The sequence below is a fragment of the Pyxidicoccus xibeiensis genome (assembly GCF_024198175.1).
In the GTDB taxonomy this organism is placed as follows: Bacteria; Myxococcota; Myxococcia; order Myxococcales; family Myxococcaceae; genus Myxococcus; species Myxococcus xibeiensis.
In genome coordinates, this window is record NZ_JAJVKV010000004.1 from 1 (window position 1) to 23033 (window position 23033).

Annotated in this window: 14 protein-coding genes; 8 read left to right on the plus strand and 6 right to left on the minus strand. The window is 68.0% G+C overall.

Translation table 11 applies throughout. The annotated features are described in order from the left end of the window. Positions 1 to 221: 221 nt before the first annotated feature. The 5 genes from LXT23_RS17880 to LXT23_RS17900 all read left to right on the plus strand — a co-directional run bounded on the left by LXT23_RS17880 (position 222) and on the right by LXT23_RS17900 (position 9295). Entirely contained in the window at positions 222 to 545 is a 324-nt protein-coding gene (locus tag LXT23_RS17880) for a hypothetical protein (protein ID WP_253981407.1), read from the plus strand. A gap of 205 nt (positions 546 to 750) precedes the next feature. After that, a protein-coding gene (locus LXT23_RS17885; protein ID WP_253981408.1) for an IS3 family transposase occupies positions 751 to 1937 on the plus strand; the annotation gives its coding sequence in 2 pieces (ribosomal slippage) (positions 751 to 1033 and positions 1033 to 1937; 1188 coding nt in all). 98 nt (positions 1938 to 2035) lie between these two features. Beyond that, positions 2036 to 7858: an RHS repeat-associated core domain-containing protein gene (locus LXT23_RS17890; protein ID WP_253981409.1), complete on the plus strand. Its 5823-nt coding sequence runs from the start codon at positions 2036 to 2038 to the stop codon at positions 7856 to 7858. A 22-nt stretch (positions 7859 to 7880) separates the two neighbouring features. Continuing rightward, the gene (locus LXT23_RS17895) at positions 7881 to 8180 is read left to right on the plus strand and encodes a hypothetical protein (protein WP_253981410.1); all 300 of its coding nucleotides are present in this window, start codon (positions 7881 to 7883) and stop codon (positions 8178 to 8180) included. A gap of 716 nt (positions 8181 to 8896) precedes the next feature. Then, on the plus strand, positions 8897 to 9295 hold the full coding sequence (locus tag LXT23_RS17900; protein WP_253981411.1) for a DUF4259 domain-containing protein: 399 nt from the start codon (positions 8897 to 8899) through the stop codon (positions 9293 to 9295). Between the two features lie 749 nt (positions 9296 to 10044). Here the strand turns inward: LXT23_RS17900 and LXT23_RS17905 are convergent. Genes LXT23_RS17905 through LXT23_RS17920 form a run of 4 tightly spaced genes read right to left on the minus strand, consistent with a single transcriptional unit; the run spans position 10045 to position 12645 of the window. After that, positions 10045 to 11106: a radical SAM protein gene (locus LXT23_RS17905; RefSeq protein WP_253981412.1), complete on the minus strand. Its 1062-nt coding sequence runs from the start codon at positions 11104 to 11106 to the stop codon at positions 10045 to 10047. Beyond that, complete coding sequence (locus LXT23_RS17910) at positions 11103 to 11414, minus strand: anti-sigma factor family protein (RefSeq protein ID WP_253981413.1); 312 nt, start codon at positions 11412 to 11414, stop codon at positions 11103 to 11105. Before LXT23_RS17910 ends, LXT23_RS17905 begins: the two co-directional genes overlap by 4 nt. After that, a complete protein-coding gene (locus LXT23_RS17915; RefSeq protein ID WP_253981414.1) occupies positions 11411 to 12025 on the minus strand; it encodes an RNA polymerase sigma factor in 615 nt (204 codons plus the stop codon). Before LXT23_RS17915 ends, LXT23_RS17910 begins: the two co-directional genes overlap by 4 nt. A gap of 35 nt (positions 12026 to 12060) precedes the next feature. Then, positions 12061 to 12645 (minus strand): DNA-3-methyladenine glycosylase, encoded by a 585-nt coding sequence (locus tag LXT23_RS17920; protein WP_253981415.1) that lies wholly within the window; start codon positions 12643 to 12645, stop codon positions 12061 to 12063. 131 nt (positions 12646 to 12776) lie between these two features. Here LXT23_RS17920 and LXT23_RS17925 point away from each other — a divergent pair, with 131 nt between their 5' ends. Further along, positions 12777 to 14327, plus strand: a complete 1551-nt coding sequence (locus tag LXT23_RS17925) for a 4-alpha-glucanotransferase (RefSeq protein WP_253981416.1) — start codon at positions 12777 to 12779, stop codon at positions 14325 to 14327. An 81-nt stretch (positions 14328 to 14408) separates the two neighbouring features. Here LXT23_RS17925 and LXT23_RS17930 read toward each other — a convergent pair whose 3' ends face one another. Beyond that, positions 14409 to 14699: a hypothetical protein gene (locus LXT23_RS17930; RefSeq protein ID WP_253981417.1), complete on the minus strand. Its 291-nt coding sequence runs from the start codon at positions 14697 to 14699 to the stop codon at positions 14409 to 14411. 195 nt (positions 14700 to 14894) lie between these two features. On the opposite strand from LXT23_RS17930, the gene LXT23_RS17935 reads away from it, so the two are divergent. Both LXT23_RS17935 and LXT23_RS17940 read left to right on the plus strand, forming a co-directional pair. Continuing rightward, on the plus strand, positions 14895 to 17042 hold the full coding sequence (locus LXT23_RS17935) for a BamA/OMP85 family outer membrane protein (RefSeq protein ID WP_253981418.1): 2148 nt from the start codon (positions 14895 to 14897) through the stop codon (positions 17040 to 17042). Next, the gene (locus tag LXT23_RS17940; protein ID WP_253981419.1) at positions 17039 to 21772 is read left to right on the plus strand and encodes a translocation/assembly module TamB; all 4734 of its coding nucleotides are present in this window, start codon (positions 17039 to 17041) and stop codon (positions 21770 to 21772) included. Before LXT23_RS17935 ends, LXT23_RS17940 begins: the two co-directional genes overlap by 4 nt. Positions 21773 to 21817: 45 nt before the next feature. Here the strand turns inward: LXT23_RS17940 and LXT23_RS17945 are convergent, their stop codons facing one another. Next, complete coding sequence (locus LXT23_RS17945) at positions 21818 to 22867, minus strand: hypothetical protein (protein WP_253981420.1); 1050 nt, start codon at positions 22865 to 22867, stop codon at positions 21818 to 21820. Between the last annotated feature and the right edge of the window lie 166 nt (positions 22868 to 23033).

Genomic DNA, 23033 nt, shown 5'->3' on the forward strand with positions numbered 1-23033 from the left:
GCGGACTCCTCATCCGCTACCTGTTCACTCTCCGCTTCTTCTACGCCGAATCCCCATGCGCTCCTCAGCCGGGGATACGCGTGCCACTCGCTCCACCCTTGCCCCAGGCCGATAAATCGACGGTCTGACTGTCCGACAGGTTTGCGCCATGTTTCGCCGGCAGGGGCCACAGCCTGGTGCTCATCCGCTCAGGATGAGAGCCACACCGTTTCTGAGGAGGGATGATGTCGATCTTCGATTTGCTTGAAGAGGTTCGAAGGCGGCCCGGCATGTATGTCGCGGGCGATGAGTCTCAGGGCGCGTTGCGTCTGCGCAGCCTTGAGCAGCTCATTCATGGGTATTCTCTTGCGCTGCGACAGCACGGCATTCAGGAGTCGGTGGTCGAATTTGCGCGGGACTTTGGTGAATTTCTTTGGGAGACGAGGGGGTGGAGTACGTCATCCGGGTTTGCTGCCGCTGTTCTTGAGGCCGCGGGCAGCGATGGGGCTGCGTGGGAGTTGTTCTGGCGTTTGGTTGAGGAATTCCGTAGAGCACGCGACGGCTGATGGCTGTCCTTCGAGTGGTTGTGCTGGGCGGGGCTCGGGGCAATGTGCTCCCTGCTTGCGCCCTTCAGTTGGCGCGCGGATTCATGGAATGCCGTCACCGGCCAAGGTCTTGTTCCAGTACCCAGGCGCGCGTCAGCGTGCGCCTGGGCACATTGAGGCTGCCCCAGTTCCGTGGACACCCGAGATGTGATGAAGGGGTCCAAGGATGTCCACGGATACAAAGCAGAGAAGGAAGCGCCGCAGCTTCACCGCCGAGTTCAAAGCGGAGGCTGTCCGGCTGGTTCTGGAGGAGGGCAAGACAGTGGGCCAGGTGGCACGAGACCTGGACCTCACCGAGACGGCTCTGCGCACCTGGGTGGAGCGGGCCCGGACGGACCGGGGCCAGGGCAAGCCGGGAGCACTGACGACAGCCGAGCGGGAGGAACTGGCGAGGCTGCGCAAGGAGAACCGCCAGCTGCAGATGGAGCGCGACTTCCTAAAAAAAGCAGCGGCCTTCTTCGCGAAGGAGGGCTCGAAGTGAAGTTCGAGTTCATCGAAGCGCAGAAGGCCCACTTCCCCGTCGAGCTGATGTGTCGGCAGCTGGGCGTCGCCCGCTCGGGATACTACGCGTGGCAGAGCCGACCGGAGTCCGCGCGGCAGAAGGCAGACCGAGCTCTGGCCGTGGAGGTGGCGGCCGTGCACCAGAAGAGCCGCGGCACCTACGGCAGCCCGCGGGTGCACGCGGAGCTGCGAGCTGGGGGCCGGCGCGTCAGCCGCAAGCGCGTCGGGCGCCTCATGGGCCAGCAGGGCCTGGCCGCGCGCAAGAAGCGTCGCTTCGTGCGAACCACGGACTCACGCCACAGTCAGCCGGTGGCGTCCAACGTGCTCGCAAGGGACTTCTCCCCCGACCAGCCCAACTGCACCTGGGTGACGGATATCACCTACGTCTGGACGAGGCAGGGCTGGCTCTACCTGGCCGTGGTGCTCGACCTCTTCTCGCGTCTGGTCGTCGGCTGGGGCATGAGCGAGTTCATCGACCGCCACCTGGTGCTGGGCGCGCTCGACATGGCGCTCAAGGGCCGCCAGCCTCCGCGAGGGCTGCTGCACCACTCGGACAGGGGCAGCCAGTACGCCAGCGAGGACTACCAGCGAGCCCTGGCCTCCCGTGGCATCGAGTGCAGCATGAGCCGCAAGGGCAACTGCTGGGACAACGCAGTGGCTGAGAGCTTCTTCAGCACCTTGAAGATGGAACTCGTCCACGACGCGGACTTCGCCACGCGCGAGCAGGCCCGCTCCGCGCTCTTCGAGTACATCGAGGTCTTCTACAACCGCCAGCGCCGCCACTCCTCGCTGGGCTACGTGAGTCCGGTAGAGTATGAGCGGGCCGCCTTACCGGTGGCGCAGGCAGCATAACCACGCTGTCCACGGAGCCGGGGCAAGCTCACATTGCCCATCAGCCGGATGCCCTGGGACCCACTTGGTTTGAGGTGAGGCTCAAGGACGGGCGTGTGATGTCCTACGGGACGCTGGAGGACGCCACCCAATCGCGACTCGAGGGCCGACGCGTCAACGTGGAGCCGTACGACTGGAACGACCCGAGCGCCAACAACAACTACGACGGCCATGCGCGCCTCGCGTGGGGGCTCTCCGAGGTGGCGGACCGATCTGGCAACCGGATGGTCGTCTACTATGGCGTCTCCGAAGACGTGGCGGATGGCTACGCCTACGAGCAGTGGCCCTTGCAGATTCGCTACACCTTCGGGCCGAAGGGCTCGGCCCTGGCGGAAGCTCGGCGCGCGGTCAGCTTCCACTATCAGTCCCGCTCCGACACGAGCTTCTCCTTCGTTTCCGGGCTCAAGCTCAAGAACTCGCGGCGCCTGTACCGGGTGGAGATGTCGGCGCCGCCCTCGGGCCTGCTGCGCAGCTACAACTTGCTCTACCGGGACGACAGCATCAGCCGGCGCAGCCTCCTTCACGAGGTCCGGGAATGTGATGGGGCGGAGGTCTGCAAGCGACCGACCGTCTTCGACTGGGAGTTGGGAGACCGGGTGTTCACCCGTCACGAAACGGACTTCGCGGAAGGGGTGCGGGCGGGGAGCTTGCGAGTCCTCGACGTGAACGGAGACGGACTGGATGACGTGCTCTACCTCGCGGCGGACGCTTCGCGCTGGTACTACCGCCTCAGCCGCGCGTCCCCCACGCGGGCTCCGGACAAGCCCCTGTTCTCCGAGCGCATCGCCGTGGACCTGCCAGCCGGGGATTACAGCGGCGCTGGCGTGACGTACGTGATGGAGACGACGGACCTCAACCTGGATGGCCGCTCAGACATCGTTCTCGTTCGCTACACAGAATACGTTCCGAGCCAGGTCATTCATGGAGCGACCTTTCCGGCCCAGAAGAAGTATGTGATGACCGTCCATCTGTCGTCTGGGACGTCCTTCGTAGCTACTGGCTCCCCCCGTGAAACTAGGGATTTCGAGCCGTTCCAAATCCCCGCGCTCAAGCTGGCGGACCTCGACGGGGACGTGCGGCCGGAAATCGTTTTCTCGTGGGGAGCGGACCAGAGCTGGTACTACTTGCGCTTCGATGGCACGACGCTCGCCGACTCCGATTTCCTTCCGACGGCGTCGGGACGCTTGGCGATGATGGCCGGTGACATCGACGGGGATGGCACCGTCGAACTGCTGTCGCGCGCGGGGGCCCCGGGGAGCGCTAGCGTCTGGTACCACGGCTACGGACTGACTCCGGACGGTCAGCAGAAGTCCTGGAACATCGCCCTGCTCTCCGCCCAGTACCTGGGGAAGGTGGAGTGGTTCGCGGACCTCAATGGGGATGGCCTGTCGGACCACGTGCTGACCGGCAGAGCCGGTGGAGACTGCATCGTCACGCTCAATACGGGGCGCGGTTTCATCGAAGCGGGGCTGCGGGTGATGCCCAGCGATTTCGGCTTCCCCTCCTCGGTCGTAATTGGCATGCGCACAGACCCCGGCGTCCGGGTCTTCGACTTCGACGCCGACGGCCACCACGACTTCCTCTTCGGTCTTGGCAGCAACTCCTCTAGGGCAACCATGGCCATGCTGCTGGCCCGGGGCACTTCCTTCGAGGCCCAGGTCCCGGTGGATGAGACGGGCACACCGCTTCCCACGTCGCCGACCGTCCAGTTGATAGACGCCAACGGGGATGGCCGGGCGGACATTCTCGGCACTGACACCAGCGGCCACCTGCGGGTGTTCCTGCGCAGGGGCTCCCGGCCGGACGTCCTGAAGCATGTCCGGGATGGACTGAACTACCAGTCGTCCCTGAGCTACGCGCCGCTGTCGGATTCGCGTGTGTACACTGGCGTGTGGGACGGCCCCTGCGCCCACCCCGTGCAATGCGTGCGGAGTGGGGCGTGGGTTGTCTCTCGCGTGGACATGCACTCGTCGCCCTGGGGAAGCGGCGCCCGCTTCGACTACGCCTACGCAGGAGCGCGCAGGGACGTGCGGGGGCGGAGCTGGCTCGGCTTCCGGCAGCGGGTGGTGAAGAACAGCGTCACCGGGACGACGGCCACCACCACCTTCGACAACCTCACCACGCTTCAATCCTTCTACCCGAACTCGCACCGACCCGTGGTGGAGACGCTGGTGGCGCCGCTCGGCGATGGGCGCACCCTGACGGTGGAGCGGCGGACGACCTACACACACGCGGTGCGGCAGGGCTCGACGGGAGGCGAGATTCTCGCGCCGTCCCGAACGGAGACGTTAGACCGAGAGTGGGAGGTTCCTCCCACGAGCGGAGGGGCAATCCTGAGGCAGCGCCAGTCGTCCGCCGTGTTCGATACGCTCCACGGCAACCTCCTCTCGTCGGAGACCACTACGGCGGATGGCGAGAGCTCCACCTGGAATGCGACGTACGAGGACGACCCGGGGGCCTGGCTCCTCGGACGGACGGCCCGGGTCTCCGTGACGGCCAGCGCGCCGTCCGGCGGGTACATGACGCGCGTCACCGACTTCGACTACGTGCCGGGAACCGTGCTCCTGAAACATGAGACGGTGGAGCCGACCGTGACAGGGACAGAGGCCAACGACGTCCGCCTCGTCACCACCTACCACCGCCTGCCCAGCGGACAGGTGGAGCGGGTGGACGAGACGGATGCGTTGGGGCGTACCCGCACCACCACGCTCCAACTTGACGACGAGCAACTCCACCCGGTGACGCTCGCCAACCACCTGGGCCACCGGACGGACTTCGCGTACCACCCGGGCCTGGGAGTCCTGGCCCTCACGGAGGATGCGAATGGGCTGCGGACGCAGTGGAAGTACGACGGCTTCGGACGCCTGCGCATCGAGGACACGCCGGGGGGCGACGACCGCTCTCTCAGCTACGGCCAGGACGAAATCGGGCGGATGACGTTGACTCAACAATCCACCGGTGGGCAGGAACTCTTCTCCGTCCATGACTGGGCAGGCCGGGAAATCTACCGGCGCGCCCGCAACTTCGACGGCAGCTTCAGCGCCGTGGGCATGGAATACGACGAACTGGGCCGACTGAAGGTGGCGGCGGTGCCACACTCCCCGGACTCCACCGCGGAGCGTGCCTTGCGCTCCTTCGAGTACGACGGCCTGGGCCGGCTGCGGAAGCTGACCCAGCCGGATGGCTCCACCATCGAGCATACATACCGGCAGCTTGAGCACTGGACGAAGGACGAGAACGGCCACACCCGTTATGTCGTGGAGAGCCAGTCGGGACGCGTTACCCGAAGCGTCGACGTCCTCTCCACGAGCACCTCTCTGGTGACCCAGTATGAGTATGGCCCCTTCGGCGTCCTCTCGGCTGTCGTCGACGCTCACGGCAACCGCGTGTCCATGCAGTTTGACCGGCTTGGCCGCCCGACGGTGCTGGATGACCCCGACCAAGGCCATATAGAGGCCCGGTACAACGCCTTTGGCGAGATTCGCGAGCAGGCGGACGCCGCGAGCGACGTTACGACCTTCCAGTATGACGGGCTGGGACGTATCGTCTCCGAGACGCGCAAGGACGGCGTGAGCCAGTTCATCTGGGACACGGCGGTGGACGCCAGCGGCGTGCCGAATGCGCTCGGGCTGCTGGCACGCGTCACGAATGCGAGAGACCCGGCTACCTCGCTAGACGATGTCTCCACCGCCTACGTGTATGACAGCTTCGGACGGGTCCGTCAGGAGTTCTGGAGCATCGAGGGCCAGGTCTTCGACGTGGAGCGCACCTTCGACGTCGTGGGCCGCCTGGACATGCTGACGTACCCGGCGGCGGGTGGCCCGTCGCGTCTCAAGGTCCGCTATGGCTACACGCCGTCGAACACACTGCGGCACGTGGAGCAGGTGACGCCCTCCGCGAAGGCGCTCTGGACGGTGCAGGCCCGGGACCTGGAGGGCCACGTGTCGTCCGAGCGGTTCGGCAACAACGTGGTGACGGCCCGCCGCTATGACCCGGAGGGGCAGCTGCGCTTCCTCGATGCACAGGGCCCGCAGGGCGCCGTGCAGCGGCTGGCATACGATTACGAGGCCAACGGAAACCTGCGCCAACGGCACGATTTGCTGGCGAAGGTGAGCGAGGGCTTCACTTACGACGCGCTGGAGCGACTGACTGATTGGACTGTGACGCTCAACTGCCGGAGCGCCAGGACCCACTACGACTACGACGCCATCGGCAACATGACGCTCCGGCGCACGGAGGTGGGCGCCACCGTCAGCGAGGTGCGCCCCAGCTACACGGGCGGCGCCCCGCATGCGGTAAAGACGTTCGGAACGACGACGTACGGCTACGACGTGAAGGGCAACCGCCGGACCTCGGTGGATTCGGCCACCGGGCGGAACACGAGCATCGACTACACGTCGTTCAACCTGCCTACGCGAATCACCCGAGGGACGGACACGCTGACCTTCGCGTATGACGCCGCCTACCGCCGAGTCTCGAAGAAGCGCTCGAATGGGGACTCCACCCTCTACGTGGGGGACTTGTACGAGAAGCGCGTCATTGCCGGGCGGACGCAGCACGTTTTCAACGTGCATGCCGGGGGCCGCATCGTGGCGCAGGTGACCTGGGAGCCGAACGGCAGCGGAGGCAACCGCGAGGCAACACGCTACCTGCACGACGACCACCTGGGCTCAGTAGAGAGCATCACCGACGAGACGGGCAAGGTCGTCGAGCGGCGGAAGCATGAGCCCTTTGGGGAGGCGCGCAGCGCGGTGAACCCTGCCCTGCCGAGGCCGGCGGGCGGCTCCGACGTGACGCGCGGGTTCACTTCTCACGAGGAGGACGCCGAGACGGGCCTCATCAACATGAGGGGGCGCATGTACGACCCGAAGACGGCGCGCTTCCTCACGCCGGACCCCATCGTGCAAGCGCCTCTCCTCGGCCAGTCGTACAACCGCTACGCGTACGTGCTCAACAGCCCGCTCAACCACGTGGACCCGTCGGGCTTCTCTGGGCTTGAGCTGCATTCCCGCGGTGGGGTGGTCTTCCACGATGGTGAGAACGCCTTCGGATACGAGGTTATTGACGTCACTGTCACCGAAGCTGACTGGCTGGGTCTGTCCGGGGGCAGCACGAGCTTCACGGGAAGCATTGTCAATAGCATGGTCTCCGATACGCTCGGGAGCATGTATGCCGGGTTTCAGGTGTACTCCGGCATGCTTGCAGCGCAGCGGAGCATGGTGATGGGGCAGCTCGAGGCCTCAGGGAATCCGGCGCTCGCAACCTTGCAGATGGGGCTGACCGTCTACAAAGCTTACGAGGAGGACGGCGTGCTCGGTGCCGTCAACATCTTCAATCCCGTGTTCCAGTCGCTCACTGCCGGCTACATGGCGATGGAAGCCCATGAAAAGGGCGACTACGAGGGTGTGGGTTACAATGGGTTCAACTCTGGATTGGATGCCGCGTCGGCGGTTATGGGTGCTGCGGGTACTGCGAGGTTCGCAACGAGTGGCTCGCTGACTTCCCTGTTCCGCAGAGGCGGACCGCCCGCAGGGCCGAGACAGGAAATCATAAATGCGCTGCGAGATCGAGCCCGGCAGCTTGCTGGATTCGAGGGTGAAGGAATTCCAGTCATCCTCGATGAGAATCTAGACCGCCGGGGTGCTGCTGAAGCGTTGAGGGCGGCTGGATTCAACGTCCGCTCAGTCCAAGAGATTTTTGGTCGCGGCGACATGACAGATCCTGACATCCTTCGTTTGGCCGAGACCATTGATGCGCGCGTGTTGACGGCGGATCGAGGGCGGCAAGCGGACGGCGGCTTCTTTGAACGAGCAATTCAGGTCGATGCTCGCGCAACAGGAAACGCCAGCCTGATTCGATTACTTGAAGATGCTTTCCGCTAACGCTATGTGAAAGGTGAATACAATGGGAGAGAACGACGATAGCAAGCTTGAGCGAGCCCGGCGCCTGGCAGAGTTCCCTGGACGGGAATGGCGTTTGCTGGCGCACAAAGAATCAGGCGACATTGAGGTAAGAAATGAAGGAGTATTCGATGAACTGGTTGTAGACCATTGGCTCCATATTGAGCAACTTGGAGATAGAGAGTGGTGGATGCGTGTAGGCGATGCACGCGTATTGGTTGCTGTGGAAATTGGAGGCGCCGTGCGCATTGATGTGGAACGTGGATTTTACTCGCCGACCGTTGGAACCACGAGCAGTGAATGATCGCGCTCCCTAGAACTCCTTGTCTGTCCCGCCGTGGCTGGCAGCGCAAGGCCTGCGGAGACCACCCGTGCCCACCCTGAATTCAGTCGCTTCGTGATGCATGCGTCAAGGCAGCGGCAGAACGCGCTTTAGGCCGGTGACAACATGCCCCTAACGGGCCATCGGGCTGTCTCTTGTGCTTGGTAGAGGCCGAGTTCAGCCCGAGGCCTTCTTCACGCCGAAGCAGCCAGCCAATCCGGGCGTCCACCAGTTCCTTGGGTGTGTGGGAGGTCCCTCTGGAGCGGACCTGAACACAGGGTTCAGGTCCGCAGGGTTCAGTCAACCGCAGCCCCGAATAAGCGCAGGTACCAACGGCGCGGATGACAACTGCAATTGGGACCGTGCACGACAGGTCCTCCTGACATTCTATCGCGATGGAGCTGGCGACAACCATGGTGCGGGAGCAGCCCTGGCAGTGGCTGTAGCGTCCCTTCCGGCCAATCTGGCATCAACCAGCACTGCAATGACGGCAACGCCTCAGTGAAGCCTGGCGCGGTGAAGGCATGCGGAGCCGACGCGTGTGCCATGAGCGTTCTTGCCTGCGTCAATGGGGCGAAACAGAGCGTCAGAGATTCGAGAGACCGCATGCAAATGACCGCTATCAAATGTCAGAGGGGGCCTATCGTGCCGCTTGTGGAACCCGGCCAAAGCCAACGCGGTAGAGTGGAGGGACGAAAATGGGTGCATGGGGCTCAGGAAATTTCGAGAACGACGCGGTTTTGGACTGGGTTTCCACTCTGAAAGGATGGCAATCCGTCAAGGCAGTGTTGGAGTACGTGGCGCGTGCCTCTCGGGATGCGTATTTAAGCGCAAATGTTTGCTGCACTTCGCTCGGGGCAGCTGAAATCGTCGCCGCGTGCATTGGGCAGCCCAGCGTGGAGAGCCCCGAAGCGGTGAAGTCCTGGGTCGCTGCGAATCGGAATGGATGCAGCGACGAGCTGCGGTCGCTTGCCACAACTGCCACACGTAGAATTGAAGCAGAGTCCGAACTCCAAGAACTGTTCGACGAGGGGGCGAGAAACGAGGAGTGGCATGCCGTGGTGTCGGACTTGCTGCGCAGGCTCTCTTCTGCGTGAGCATTGCAGGCGCTTGCGGCGAGGGCGTGTTCGTGTCTCGGCTGTGACGGCAACGGGAGCCAACGCGTGATTGGTTGTACGCTTGAGCCAAGCCTGATGCGTTCTCGCGAGGTCGGACTTGAAGAAGGGCCGTCATGTCGCGGGGTTATGCGCGAGAGGGCGTGACCGGGTTCGCACACGCCTCGGCAGGTCCCCAGCGGTTCGCTTCCCTGGTTGGTGGGGCAGGCCAGGACGGACAAGGACCAGGGCAAGCCCGGCGCGCTCACCGCGAGGAGCGGGCAGGCGCAGACAGGGCTCTAGGGGCTCTAAATGTCATACCCATCGATCAAGGTCGCTGCTCAGTGCTCTCGCTGTGGTTCTCCCGGGCAAGAGACCTGCGTGGTGTCGGCAAGCTCGGGGGAGGTCCGCTTTTCAATCTCGTTCAGGTGTGGCGTGTGCGCTCATGCATTCGAGGCTGGGCTGATGACAAGGGCGTACTGGATGACATGAGAGGGCTGTTCTATCAGGCGAATGGCTGTTGGAGATTGATGGTTCTTGGGCTGGGGCCCGACAAGGCCGAAGCAATGCGCGGACTGCGCGCGCGACTCGGCCTGAGCATTGCGGAACTGGGAGACCTGCTACGCAGAGCCCCTGCCGAGGTGGCACAAGGAACAAGAGTAGAGATCGATGCTCTTGGAGATGCCCTCGCGCCACTGGTGTCGTCGCAAAGATCGAACGCTGCTAGCGGGCTCGCGCTGTAGTGAGCCGACCTACGTGCTCGACTCCGGCCGCGGCATCACCGTGCCGCCATACTGCGTGGCCGCCAGCGTGCCGCACGCCGCGCCAATCTCCTTGCCGCCCGAGTACCGCCGCGCCACCGGTGACTTCAAGATCTGCAAGTAGTCCCGGAACGCGCTCAGCTCCTCGGGCGTGGGCGGCAGGTACTTCCCCGTGGGGTCCGTCACGTCGATGAGGTCCACCTTGATGGGGATGCCCTCGAACGCCGTCTTCAGCGCCTCCGCATCCTCGCGCCCCAGGTTGAAGCCGCTGATGGCCACGTAGGCAATCATCGCCCGCTCGCGCCGCACGGTGCTGTACTCGCGGATGGCCTCAATCAGCTCCGGCAGCGGGTGCGTCTTCTCAATCGGCAGCACCTGCGCCCGCTTCTCCGCAATCGCGCTCGTCACGGAGAAGGCCAGCCGGTACGGGTGCCCCTCGCGCGTGTAGCGGCGAATCGCCGGCACGTGGCCCGCCGTGGAGAACGTAATCGCGTCACCGGCAATGGAGAGCCCCGCCGGGTGGCGCAGGATGTCCGCCGCGCGCAGCGTCTCCTTGTAGTTGAGCAGCGGCTCGCCCATGCCCATGAAGACGACGCCGCGCACCGGCCGGTCCGCCTCCGCGCGCACCTGCAGCACCTGGTCCAGGATCTCCCAGGTGTGGAGGTTGCGCTTGAAGCCCAGCTTCCCCGTCATGCAGAAGTCGCACGCCAGCGCGCAGCCCACCTGGCTGGACACGCAGATGACGTACTTCTCCTCGAAGATGGGGATGCGCACCGCCTCCACCCGCCCTCCCAGCGGCGAGTCGAAGAGGTACTTCACGAAGCCGTCGTCCGCCCGGCGCCGCTCCACCACCTCCAGCCGGGGCAGCTCCGCATGCGCCTTCAGGTGGTCCGCGACGCGGCGTGGCACCTGCCGCGCGCCCGCCACCTCCTCCACGGACTGCGCACCGTGGGCAAAGACGGCCGCGAACACCTTGCGCACGGCGGTGGGGGACGGGGTGAGCGGGGCGAGCGCCGCCTCCAGCTCCGGGAGCGACAGTTGCTTCAGGTTCACGACGCCGACTTGATCTTGGAGCGCAGGAACTCCTTCAGCTTCGAGGAGACCTCCTCCGGCATCCGCGCGGCCAGGGCCTTCTTGCACAGCCCCGACGTGGCCCGGTACGTGCGCAAAAACTCCTCGCAGGGGCTGCACCCCGTCAGGTGCTCCTTGAGGTGACGCGCCTCCTCGTCGGACATCTGGCCGTCGAGGTACTCCAGCAGGAGGTTGATTGAGTCTTTACACGTGTACATCCGAACCTCGGCTGGCAGCGGCGCGCCCTCGTCCCTGATCTCGAAGATGCCGAGCCCCCCGTCGCGTTTCACATCCCGCGACTGTCCCGGTTGTAGAAATCATCGATGGCTTCACGGAGCGCGAGCCGGGCACGATGCAGGCGGCTCTTGATGGCGGGGATGGAGTCCCCCGTCACCTCTGAAATCTGTTCGTAACTGAGGCCGTCCACGTCTTTCAAGAGGAAGACTTCCCGGTAACCCTGCGGAAGCAGGTCGGTTGCCTGCTGGATGGCCGTGCCCAGCTCGGCGTCCAGGGCCTTCTCCTCGGCGTCCCGGCTCCAGTCCGTGACGGGGTAGTCAGCCAGCGTACCCCGCTCGGTGAACTCCGGGCCGGTGAGCTCCTGCTCGGCCGCCTGGGCCACCCGGCGGTGCCGCAGGCGCATGAGCGCATGGTTGGCGGCGATGCGGTGCACCCAGGAGCCGAAGGCGGCGTCCCCCCGGAAGTCCCGGAGGTGTTGATAGGCCGACAGAAAGGTGTCCTGGGTGATTTCGGCCGCGTCCGCGTCGGAGCGCGTCATCCGGAGGGCCAGGCCGTACACCTTGTCCCGGTGCGCATCCACCAGGGCCTCGAAGGCGGCGACCTCCCCATCCTGTGCGCGAGCGAGGAGCTGGCGATCCTCTTCCCTGGCGACCTCGTCGGACATGGCGGGGCGCACCCAACCAGCCAGAAGGCCATCCGTCAAGGCTGGTTACGAGCCCCCTTGGACGGCGCCCGACTGACGTGTCGACTATCCCGGACCCACAGCCGGAAGGGTTCTGCCGCCCACGCCCCGGCGTAGTCCACGCCGATGCGGGGCCCCCGCGCCACCTGGGACTCGGGGACGGGCGCTCCCGGCAGCAGGTGCAGCCCCGGGGCGCAGAGGTCCGCCCGGTTGTGCCCCCGGCCAATGCCCAGGGCCTTGCACAGCCGCCCGGGCCCGTCCGTGCGCTCCCCCGGCGCCAGCCCCTCCACCGGCTCCACCGCCCGGATGAGCACCGCGGCGCCCACCCCCTCCTGGTCCGTCACCACGTTGAAGCAGTGGTGCATCCCATAGATGAGGTAGATGTAGGCGCGCCCCGCGGGCCCGAACATGACCTCCGTCCGGGGCGTCACCCCCTTGGAGGCATGGCAGGCCAGGTCGTGCTCCCCGATATAGGCCTCGGTCTCGACGATGCGGCCCACGCGCCGCTGCCCCCCTGCTTCCACCACGAGCAGGGTGCCGAGCAGCTCGCGGGCCACCACCAGGGCGGGACGCTCATAGAAGGATACCGGCAACCAGTTCACCCGGGAATTGTACTGTCAGACACCCACGCGTGCCGCCGCGCCGCCATTCGTCAGGCAGCGGAGCGCCCGTTGCAATCGGCGTGTCGGAGGAGTTCACACCGGCGCGGGGCTGGGGCAGATTGCGACGCACCATGTCCACACCCGGCCGGCTCTCCGGTCTCCTGCTTCCGCTCTTCTCGCTGCGCTCCCAGACGGACTTCGGCATTGGCGACTTCGGCGCCCTCGACGGCCTGTTCACCTGGATGAAGGCCGCGCGCCAGCGCCTGCTGATGGTGCTGCCGCTGCTGCCCACGGCGCCGGGAGACCCGAGCCCCTACTCCACCCGCTCGGCCTTCGGCCTCAACCCGCTCTTCATCGACCTGCAGCAGCTGCCGGAGTTCACCGCCTCCGGAGGCGAGGCCGCCCTCTCCGAGGCGCAGCGCCGGCAGCTCGGCGAGGCCCGCGCCGCCCCGCGCGTGCGCTACGACCTGGTGTTCCCGCTCAAGGACGCCGCCTTCGCGCGCGCCTTCGACACCTTCGAGCAGCAGCACTGGGCCGCGAAGACGGACCGCGCGAAGGCCTTCAGCCAGTGGCGGGACGCCCAGGGCGAGTGGCTGGAGAGCTACGCCCTCTTCACCGCCATCAGCGAGCAGGAGGACCGCCGCGCCTGGTGGGAGTGGCCCGAGGGGCTGCGCACCCGCCAGCCCGAGCCCCTGGCCGCCAAGTCCAAGGAGCTGGAGCGCCGCGTGCGCTACCACGCGTGGCTCCAGTGGGTGGCCGAGCAGCAGTGGGACGCGGCGCGTGAGCAGGCCAAGGCGAAGAGTGTCCTGCTGTGCGGCGACGAGCCCTTCATCATCGGCCAGGACAGCGCGGACTGCTGGGCCCACCCGGACATCCTCCGGCGCGACGCGCGCCTGGGCGTGCCCCCGGACGACTTCTCCGCCACCGGCCAGGACTGGGGCCTGCCCTACTTCGACTTCGCCGCCATGGAGAAGGACGACTACGCGTGGCTGAAGAAGCGCGCGAAGAAGGCGGCCAGCTACTATGACTTGCGCCGCGTGGACCACGCGGTGGGCTACTTCCGCCAGTGGATTCGCGACGAGCAGACGCCCACCGGGCGCTTTGTCCCGCCGGACGAGGAGAGCCACAAGCGCCTGGGCGAGAAGCACTTCCGCCTGCTGTCGGAGGGCGCCGGCATCGTCGCCGAGGACCTGGGCGTGATTCCGCCCTTCGTGCGCCGCATCCTCGCGGACCTGAAGCTGCCCGGCTACCGGGTGATGCGCTGGGAGCGCGACGACAACACCTACCGCGACCCGCACCAGTTCCCCGCCGTGTCGCTCGTCACCACGGGCACCCATGACACGGACACCGTGGCCGAGTGGTGGGAGGGCGCCCGCGACGACGAGCGCCAGGCGGCCGCCCGCGCCTGGCCGGAGATGAACGGCGTGCCCGTCACGCGCGAGTTCACCCCGGAGGTGCACCGGGCCATGCTGGCCTCGTCGCTCAACTCCGGCAGTGATTTGTGCGTGCTGCCCTGGCAGGACATCCTCGGCACCCGGGACCGCATCAACCTGCCCGGCTCCATGAGCGACTCGAACTGGGCGTACCGCATCGCCCAGAACGCGAACGAGCTGCTCACCGACGAGCAGACGCGCGACGCCGCCAACCGGCTGGCCTGGCTCACCGCCTCCGCGCGGCGCTGACGCCTCCCCTGCCCCGCGCCGGGGGCGCCAGGTCCGGGGGCCCCCTGTCTGGAGGCCCCTACCGGAGCGCTGGGTGCGCCGTCAGTCGATGCACTTCACCTGGCCGGGGAAGCCGTCGAACACGGCGCAGATGCGGCCTTCCTTGGCGCAGTCCAGCCGGTCGCAGATGGTGTCGGGGACGCAGAGGGCCGGCGAGCGGCCGAAGTCGAAGAACAGCTCCGCGCAGAACTCCAGCGGGTTCTCGCAGCCGAAGCTGCCGCAGTAATCCGAGCCCTCGAGGGTCTCCCCCTCCTTGAGGACCACGGCCTCGTCTTCATCCACGCCGCACGCGGAGCCGAGCACCGCCAGCGCAGAGAACAGCACGACTCTCATTCGCCAGGACAGGGACATAGGGGCCCAATCTGGCGCACCTCGGCCCGGCTTGCACGTCCAGGTATCTTCCCGGAGGGGACCGGGGCGGAACACCGGACACTGTTGACAGTCTACAGGTCGCGGAATGCGACACTGCCGCGTCTTTCTCCTGGCAAGGAGCGAGTCAGCCGCCGGCCTTCCGGCTATGAACGCCCCGTGGCCGCCGCCCTTCTCCGAACCCTCCGCCTTGCCACCGTCGCCGCGCTCCTGCTGGCCACTGCCTGCGCCACCACGCAGGAGCGGCCTGCCGGCCCCAAGGTCAACGACCTCGAAATCCGGGGCACGGACCAGGTCGACGAGGGCGACATCAAGGAGCGCATCCTCACCTCGGAGTCGCCCTGGTGGGGCTTCTGGCCCTTTGGCGGGCCGCGCTACTTCGACGCCAACGCCTGGCAGGCCGACCTGCGCCGCATCCAGCGCTACTACCAGGCCCAGGGCTACTACGACGCGGCGGTCGTCGCCGCCGAGGTGAAGCCGGAGGGCGACGACGCGGTCGCCATCTCCGTGGAGGTGAAGGAGGGCGAGCCCACCCGCATCGGCGAAATCAAGGACACCGGGCTCAAGGAGGCGCTCCCGCCGGAGTTCGCGAAGGAGCACTACGCGCGGGTGATGGAGAAGCTGCCCCTCAAGGAGGGCGACATCTTCGAGGAAGCCGCCTGGGAGGAGACGAAGACCCTGGTCCTGGAGCGGCTGCGCGAGCTGGGCTACGCCGAGGCGGAGGTGGGCGGCGAGGTGCAGGTGGACCTGGCCAAGGACAAGGACACGGCGGCCACCGTGGAACTGCGCGTCCAGCCGGGCAAGCGCTACCGGTTCGGCAACACCTTCGTGGCCACGGACGCCAACCCCCAGGTGCCGCCGCGCCGCATCATCGAGCAGGTGCAGGGCGCGCTGAGCAAGGGGGACTGGTACAGCGAGACGAAGCTGGCGGAGGCCCAGGCGCGCGTCTTCCGGATGGGGGTGTTCGGCGCGGTGAAGGTGAACCGCGGGGCGCCGGACCGGGAGTCCGGCACGGTGCCGGTGGTGGTGGACGTGCGCGAGTCGCCCTTCCGCTCGGTGCGGCTGGGCGGCGGTGTGGGCGTGGACGCCGCCCGCCAGGAGGTGCGCGTGCTGGGCGAGTGGACCCACCGCAACTTCCGCGGCGGCCTGCGCCGGCTCACCGTACGGGGGCGCGTGGGCTACGCCTTCATCCCCAACGTCCTGGACATCAAGGACAGCGGCCCCGTCTTCGAGGTGACGACGGAGTTCGAGCAGCCGCGCTTCCTCTTCCGGGACCTGCGCCTGCAGACGTCGATTACCGCGGAGCGCGGCCTGGAGCAGGCGTACGGCTTCCTCGGCGGGCGGGCGCTGGCGGGCGTCATCTGGCAGCCCCACCCCAGCTTCTCCGTCTTCCCCTCCTACAACCTCCAGCTCTACCGGCTCACCGGGCAGGTGAGCGCGGACGCGCGGGTGCCGCCCATCGTCCTGGGCTGCGGCACGGGCTCCTCCACCCAGTGCACCGTGGCGCTGAGCTTCCTGGACGTGACCTTCTCGTGGGACCGCCGGGACGACGCCATCGAGCCCCGGGACGGCTACTTCCTGGGCCTGTCGGTGCAGAAGGGCGGCGGCCCCTTCTTCGGCGACTTCACCTACGTGCGCCTGCTGCCGGACCTGCGCTTCTACCGGCCGCTGGACGAGGACAAGCGCTTCGTGGTGGCACTGAAGGTGCGGGCGGGCTCCCTCAACCCGGCGGGCGGCGGGCAGAGCTCCATCGTCACCCGCTTCTTCTCCGGCGGTGGCACCGCCATGCGGGGCTTCAACGGCCAGCGCCTGTCCCCCATGGTGGCCCTGCCCACCCTGGTGGACACGGACGGAGACGGCGTGCCGGAGACGGAGTCGCAGGAGGAGGAGTGGGACACCGTGCCCGTGGGCGGCAACAGCCTGTTGGAGACGTCCCTGGAGCTGCGCTACCAGTTCACCGAGAGCCTGATGCTGGCGGCCTTCTACGACACCGGCCTCGTCGGCATCGAAGACTTCTCCTCGTCCCGGGGGCCCAAGCTGTTCGGTCCTGACCACTACCATGCGGTGGGAATGGGGCTTCGCTACCTGACGGTCGTCGGCCCCATCCGACTGGACATCGCACGACGGTTGAACATCGGCAGGGGATTGCCCGTCTCCACCCCGGGGTACATCTATCCCGACTCCGGGGGCTGCTTCGGGATTGGAAGCAGCCGGAGTCCCAACGGCCCGACGTCTCCCGATGCAGCCTTCGCGGGTGCGCCGGACGGGCTGTGTGCGCTGCACATCTCGATTGGAGAGGCGTTTTGAGCAACCGGACACGCTGGGGACGCCGCCTGCTGTGGGGGCTCGTGGGCCTGGTGGGTCTGGTCGTGCTTGTCGTGGTGGGGGCGCTCGTCTACCTCACCAGCGCCGGGGGCGAGGCGTGGCTGGTGCGCAAGGGCGTGGCGCTGGCGAACGAGCAGCTCTCCGGGCGGCTCGAGCTGGGCGGCCTGGACATTTCCCCGGGCGGCGTCGTCCTCACGGGCCTGAAGCTGTATGACCCGGAGGGCGAGCTGGTGGCGGAAATCGCCCGGGTGGACGCCCGCGCGCGCCTGGGCTCGCTGGCGCGCCAGCACGTGGACCTCACCTCCGTGAAGGTGGAGCGCCCCCGCCTGTACCTCGCGCAGGACGAGCGGGGCCTCAACCTGTCGCGCGCGCTGGAGCCGAAGAACCCCAAGCCCGAGGAGCCCTCGCAGGGCCGGGGCACGCTGCGGGTGGACCTGCGCGACCTGGTGCTCGAGGACGGCTACGTCGACTTCCGGCAGGAGGTGGAGGAGGGCCCGGAGCGGCAGGTGCGCATCGAGGACCTCGACGCCACAGGCAACGCGCACTACGCGGCGGCGACGCAGGGCTTCGGCGCCACGCTGGAGGCCACCAGCGGGCTGACCCGCCCCGTCGCCGGGCCGGTGCGCCTGTCCTTCAAGGGTGGCGGTGAAGAGGGCGCGCTGAAGGCGGACGTGGACCTGGAGGCCGCCGGGCTGGTGCTGGACGCCGACGCCGACGTGACGCTGCCCCCGGAGCCGGCGCCGGGCCAGCCGGAGGGCAAGCTGAAGGCCGCGGTGGTGCTGCGGCGCCTGTCCGCGCCCCCGGAGCTCCTGAAGGGCTTCGTGCCCACCTGGCCGCTGCTCGTGCCCGTGTCGCTGGAGGGCCAGGCGAGCCTGGACGGGGACCTGGCGCGTGTGGACGCGCTGGCGAAGGCGGCGGATGCCACGCTGGACGTGGAGGGCGACCTGGACCTGGAGCGCATGCGCACCAGCGGCTTCACCGCCAAGGCCCGGGACGTGGACCTGTCCAAGCTGGTGGCGGAGGGGCCGAAGACGAACCTGCACGCGGACCTCGTCGCGCGCGGCGGGGGCACCCGCGTGGAGACGCTGGACGGCGAGGTGGACCTCACCGTCTCCCCTTCCGAGTACCAGGGCCAGCCGCTGGGCCCGGTGGAGCTGGAGGCCAGCGCGAAGAACGGCCAGTTCGTGCTGTCCCGCCTTCAAGTCTTGCTGCCGGGCGCGTCGCTGCGGGCCAAGGGCCAGGGCACCACGGAGGCCATGCGCGTGGACGGCGGCCTCACCGCGGGCAACCTGTCGCTGCTGTCGCAGGCGCTGTCGAAGCTGCTGCCGGGCACCGTCCCGGCGATGTCCGGCAGCGGCACCCTGGACTTCGTCGTGGAGGGCCCGCTGCGCACCCCGGGCCTGGAGGCACACGGCGGCTTCGCCTCGTTCGCGTATGGCCCGGACCTGGCGCTGAAGGACCTCACCGTGAGGGTGGAGCTGCCGGACGTCACGCGGCCGCTCGACACGGACGCCACCCTCGTCGTGGCCGAGCTGCGCACCGGCGGGCGCACCTTCAAGGACCTGGCGGCCACCATCACCACGAAGCAGCGCGAGCTGGACGCCACCGTGCGCGTGCACGGCGACGCGCAGCTGGGCCTCGTGCTGGGCGGGACGGTGGACGAGGACGGCCAGGGGCTGGCGGTGCAGGCGCTGACGCTGTCCTGGCCGGAGGCCACCTGGGCGCTGCGCAGCCCCACGCACGTGGGCTTCGGCGGAGGCCGCATCGAAGTCGAGCCCGCGCTGACGCTCGAGTCCGGCGGGCAGACGCTGTCGCTGCTCGGCTCCAAGGAGGGCGAGCGGGTGACGGCGCGCGTGGAGCTGGGCGCGTTCGACTTGACGAAGCTGCCGCGTGCCTTCGTCCCGGAGTCGCTCGGGCTGGGCGGCACGGTGACGGGCCACGTGGCCGCGCGCGGGCGGCTGCCCCGGCCAGAGGCGGAGGCAAAGCTCCGCTGGGACGATGGGCGCGCGAGCGGCTACGAGGGACTCCAGGCGACGCTGGACGGGCGCTACGTGAAGGACCGCGCCACCGGCCAGCTCACCGCCAACCTGCCCGTGGCGCGGCTGGAGGCGGAGTTCAGCGTGCCGGTGCAGGGGGTGCTGAAGCGCCGCAGGGACGAGCTGTCCGTTACGTTGGACCTGAAGAGCCTGGACATCGCCGGGGCCATGAAGCTGGCGAAGCAGCCGCCGGGCCCGAGCGGCCAGCTGTCCGGGACGCTGGTGGTGAAGGGCCCTGCCCGCGAGCCGCGGCTGGACTTCACCCTGAACGGCAAGGACATCCTCTACCAGGTGCCGCCGCCCGGCTTCTCGCTGAAGCAGCCGCTGGCCTTCACGCTGACCGCGAACTCGGACGAGAAGGACCAGACGCTGGACGCGCGCCTGGAGGTGCAGGGCCTGGCCCAGCAGACCTACGTCGCGCTGCGCACGCCCTTCACGCTGGGCGGCCTGCTGGCGAAGCCACCCACGGCCGACGAGGTCTTCTCGACGGCGCTGCAGGTGGAGGCCCGCGTGGCCGAGCTGCCGCTCACCCTGCTCCAGGGCATGAGCGGCGTGGAGAACCCGGGCGGCACGGTGTCCGCGCAGCTCGACTTCAACGGCTCGGTGCTGGTGCCGCAGGCGAAGCTGGGCATGCAGGCGAAGGACGCCACCGCCAACGGGCTGCCGCCCCTGAGCGGGGAGCTCAGCGTCACGGGCGGAGAGAAGGACGTGCGCATCTCGCTGGACGCGCGGCGCCAGCAGGGCCCGCTGGCGAGTCTTGAGGCCACGCTGCTGGCGCCGCTGGGCGCGCTGCAGGACCGTGAAGTCTATGGCCACATCCCCTTCCGCATCCGCGGCCGGCTGATGCCGGTGTCGATACAGGAGCTGCCCGGACTGGCCCGGACCACGCCCACCACGCCGCCGTCCCCCGGCACCGCCCCCCAGGGCTTCCAGGGCGTGCTGGCCATGGAGGTGGCCGCGCGCGGCACGCTGGACACGCCGGAGCTGGACCTCACCGCCGGCATGCAGAAGCTGGGCGTGGGCAACCTGGGGCTGGGCCAGGCGCGCCTGCACTACACCTACAAGGACACGCGCTCCGCCTTCGACGCCATGCTCACCGCGCCCTCGGGCGGCACCTTCCTGGCGACGGGCGGCGTGGACCTGGACGTGTCGCTGCCCGCCCTGCGCAACGGCCTGCAGTACACGCGCGCGCCGCTGAAGGTGACGCTCAAGGCCCGCGACTTCGACCCGTCCTTCCTCTCCGGCGCCACGGAGATGGTGCGCACCCTGGGCGGCCTGGTGCAGGCGGATGCGACGCTCGGCGGCACCCTGGGCGCGCCCACCTTCCAGGGCAACCTGGCGTGGAAGGACGGCAGGCTCGGGCTGATGGGCCTGGGCGAGTACCGCGCCATCCAGCTCGCGCTGGAGGCGAGCCGCGAGTCCATCGCGCTGAAGACGCTGTCGGCGGAAGCCGGCAGCGGCTCGCTGAAGCTGGAGGCGCCGCTGACGGCGGTGCGCACCCGCGACGGCGAGTACGAGCTGTCCAGCCCCGAGGGGAGCAAGAACCCGCTGGTGGCGCAGGACTTCCCCATCATCTTCGACGACCAGCTGATGGCGGTGGTGAGCATGCGCGGGAGGATAGAGGGCACGCTGTCCGAGCGGCTCGTCAACCTGCGCAACGTCTCCATCCCCGAGGCCACCATCGTGCTGCCGGAGTTGAAGCGCAAGGACCTGCAGCCGCTGGAGCGGCCCGAGGATGTCGTCCTCGTCCGCAACGGCGTGCCCGTGGAGCGGCGCCGACGCCGGCAGCAGCAGCAGGAGCAGGCCGCGCCCGGCACGCCCGCGGCTCCGGTGGAGCAGCCCGCGAGCCCCGGCACCGGCACCAGCACCGCCGTGGGTGGCAGCGGCGAGGAGGCGCTCGACGAGGAGGAGCAGGAAGGCGAGCAGGAGGCGCCGCTGCGCACGTACTGGGTGAACGTGAATGCGCCGCGCAACATCTGGGTGAAGGGCTCGGACGTGAACGCGGAGCTCGGGCTGTCCGAGGACTTCCGCGTCGAGTACACGGACGTGGCGCGGATGTTCGGCGAGGTGCGCGTGCTGCGCGGGCGGGTGGACGTGCTGGGCCGCCGCTTCGACATCCAGCGCGACAGCCAGATTCGCTTCACCGGCCCGCCGGTGGTGCCGTACATCAACGTCACCGCCGAGCACCGCAACGACAACGCGAAGGTCACCGTCTACGTCACCATCCGTGGCCAGGGCCGGGACATCACCCTCAAGCCCACCAGCGACCCGCCGCTGCCGGAGTCGGAAATCTACACGCTGCTCGCCACCGGCCGCCGCACGCTGGAGCGCGGCTCCGGTGCGTCCATGACGGCCAGCGCCCAGGCCGCCTCCGTGGTGGGCTCGCTGGTCGCCAACGAGGCGCGCAAGGCGCTCGCCGCGAAGCTGCCGCTGGACGTGCTCTCCATCGAGGCCGGTGACTCGGGGCTCGCCGGCACCAAGCTGGAGGTGGGCACGTACGTGACGGATAAAATCTACGTGGGCTACACCGGCCGCGTGGGCGCCAACCTCCAGCAGGGAGAGAACGCCAACGCCGTGCGCTTCGAGTACCAGTTCGGCCCGCGCTGGAGCCTGGAAGGCCAGTACGGCGACGCGCGCTCGGGCGGCCTGGACCTCATCTGGAGCAAGGAGTATTGACGCCCGGGGCTCCCGTCCTCCTGGGACGGGAGCCGGGGGACGGCGCTACAGCGCGTACAGCTCGAAGCACGTGCCCACGGGGCCCGAGCCGGTGGTGGGCGCGTCGGGAGCGCTCTGCCACGCGCCCTCCACGCCGCACTGGTGCCACTGCGAGTCACCCGAGGACTGCACGCAGGTGCGCGTGGGCACGGAGCGGCCCAGCGTGGCGGAGGAGCACCACGGGTAGGACACCGTGCACGTCGTGGGCTTGGTGGTGGTGCCCGCGGTGAACGCGCCGGACACGCACTGCCGCCAGATGGCGTCGGACGAGCTCTGCACGCAGCCGTTCTCCGGCACCGTGGTGCCCGCCGTCTCGGAGAAGCAGCCAGCCGTGGGGCTGCCCCAGTTGTAGGCCGTCTTGTAGCGGTCGAAGATGACGCGCACGAGCGACGAGCCGCCCACCGTGGTGCGGCCGCACTGGATGGCGTACGCGCCCACCCAGGGCGTGTACGTGTAGAGCGCCGCCGTGGCCTTGTTGACCGGCTTCACCGAGCACGGGTCCGACGTCGACTTCGTCACGCCCACCTTCCACCCGGAGACGGTGGGCCGGCCCGCGTCCAGGTCCGTGAGGTAGCCGCGCAGCTTCTTCGCCGAGCAGTCGATCTGCTTGCCGAAGCCCACGTACTGCGCATCACAGCCGCTGGTGTCCGGACAGCCGCAGCCGGTGGCCTTGCTCAGGTTGTTGGAGGTGCCGCTCTGCACCAGGCTGGACTCCACCTGGATGCGCGCCAGCATGTACAGCGGGCTGATTCCGTACAGCTTGGAACGCTCGACGATGAGCGCGGCGGCCGTCTTGTTGCTGAAGGCCGGGTCCTTGTAGGTGGCCAGGTACGAGCCGTTCTGCTGCAGGAACGCCTGCACCTGCGCCGTGGTGATCCACTGGCCGCCGGTGATGTCCGTGTCCTCCAGCAGTCGGTGCATGTCGTACTTCGTCGTGGCCTCCAGCAGCACCTGGCCGGTCAGCTCGTCGATGACGGGGGCCTCCGTGTCCTCCACGGGACCACAGCCGACCGCCGCCAGCACGGGCACCAGGAGCATCCACAATCGCGTCTTCATTCGTCCTCAGAGGGGGAGAGAGGGGAGCCCCTGCGTCTAGTCGGGGCTTGGCGCAGTTCTCAAGAAATTCTTGATTTTAAAGAATGGCGGATTGTTGAGTCCCGGCTGGACGCGACGTCGCGGGTGCCCGTGGCCCTGCCGGGGTAGCGTTTCGGGTGCCATGTGG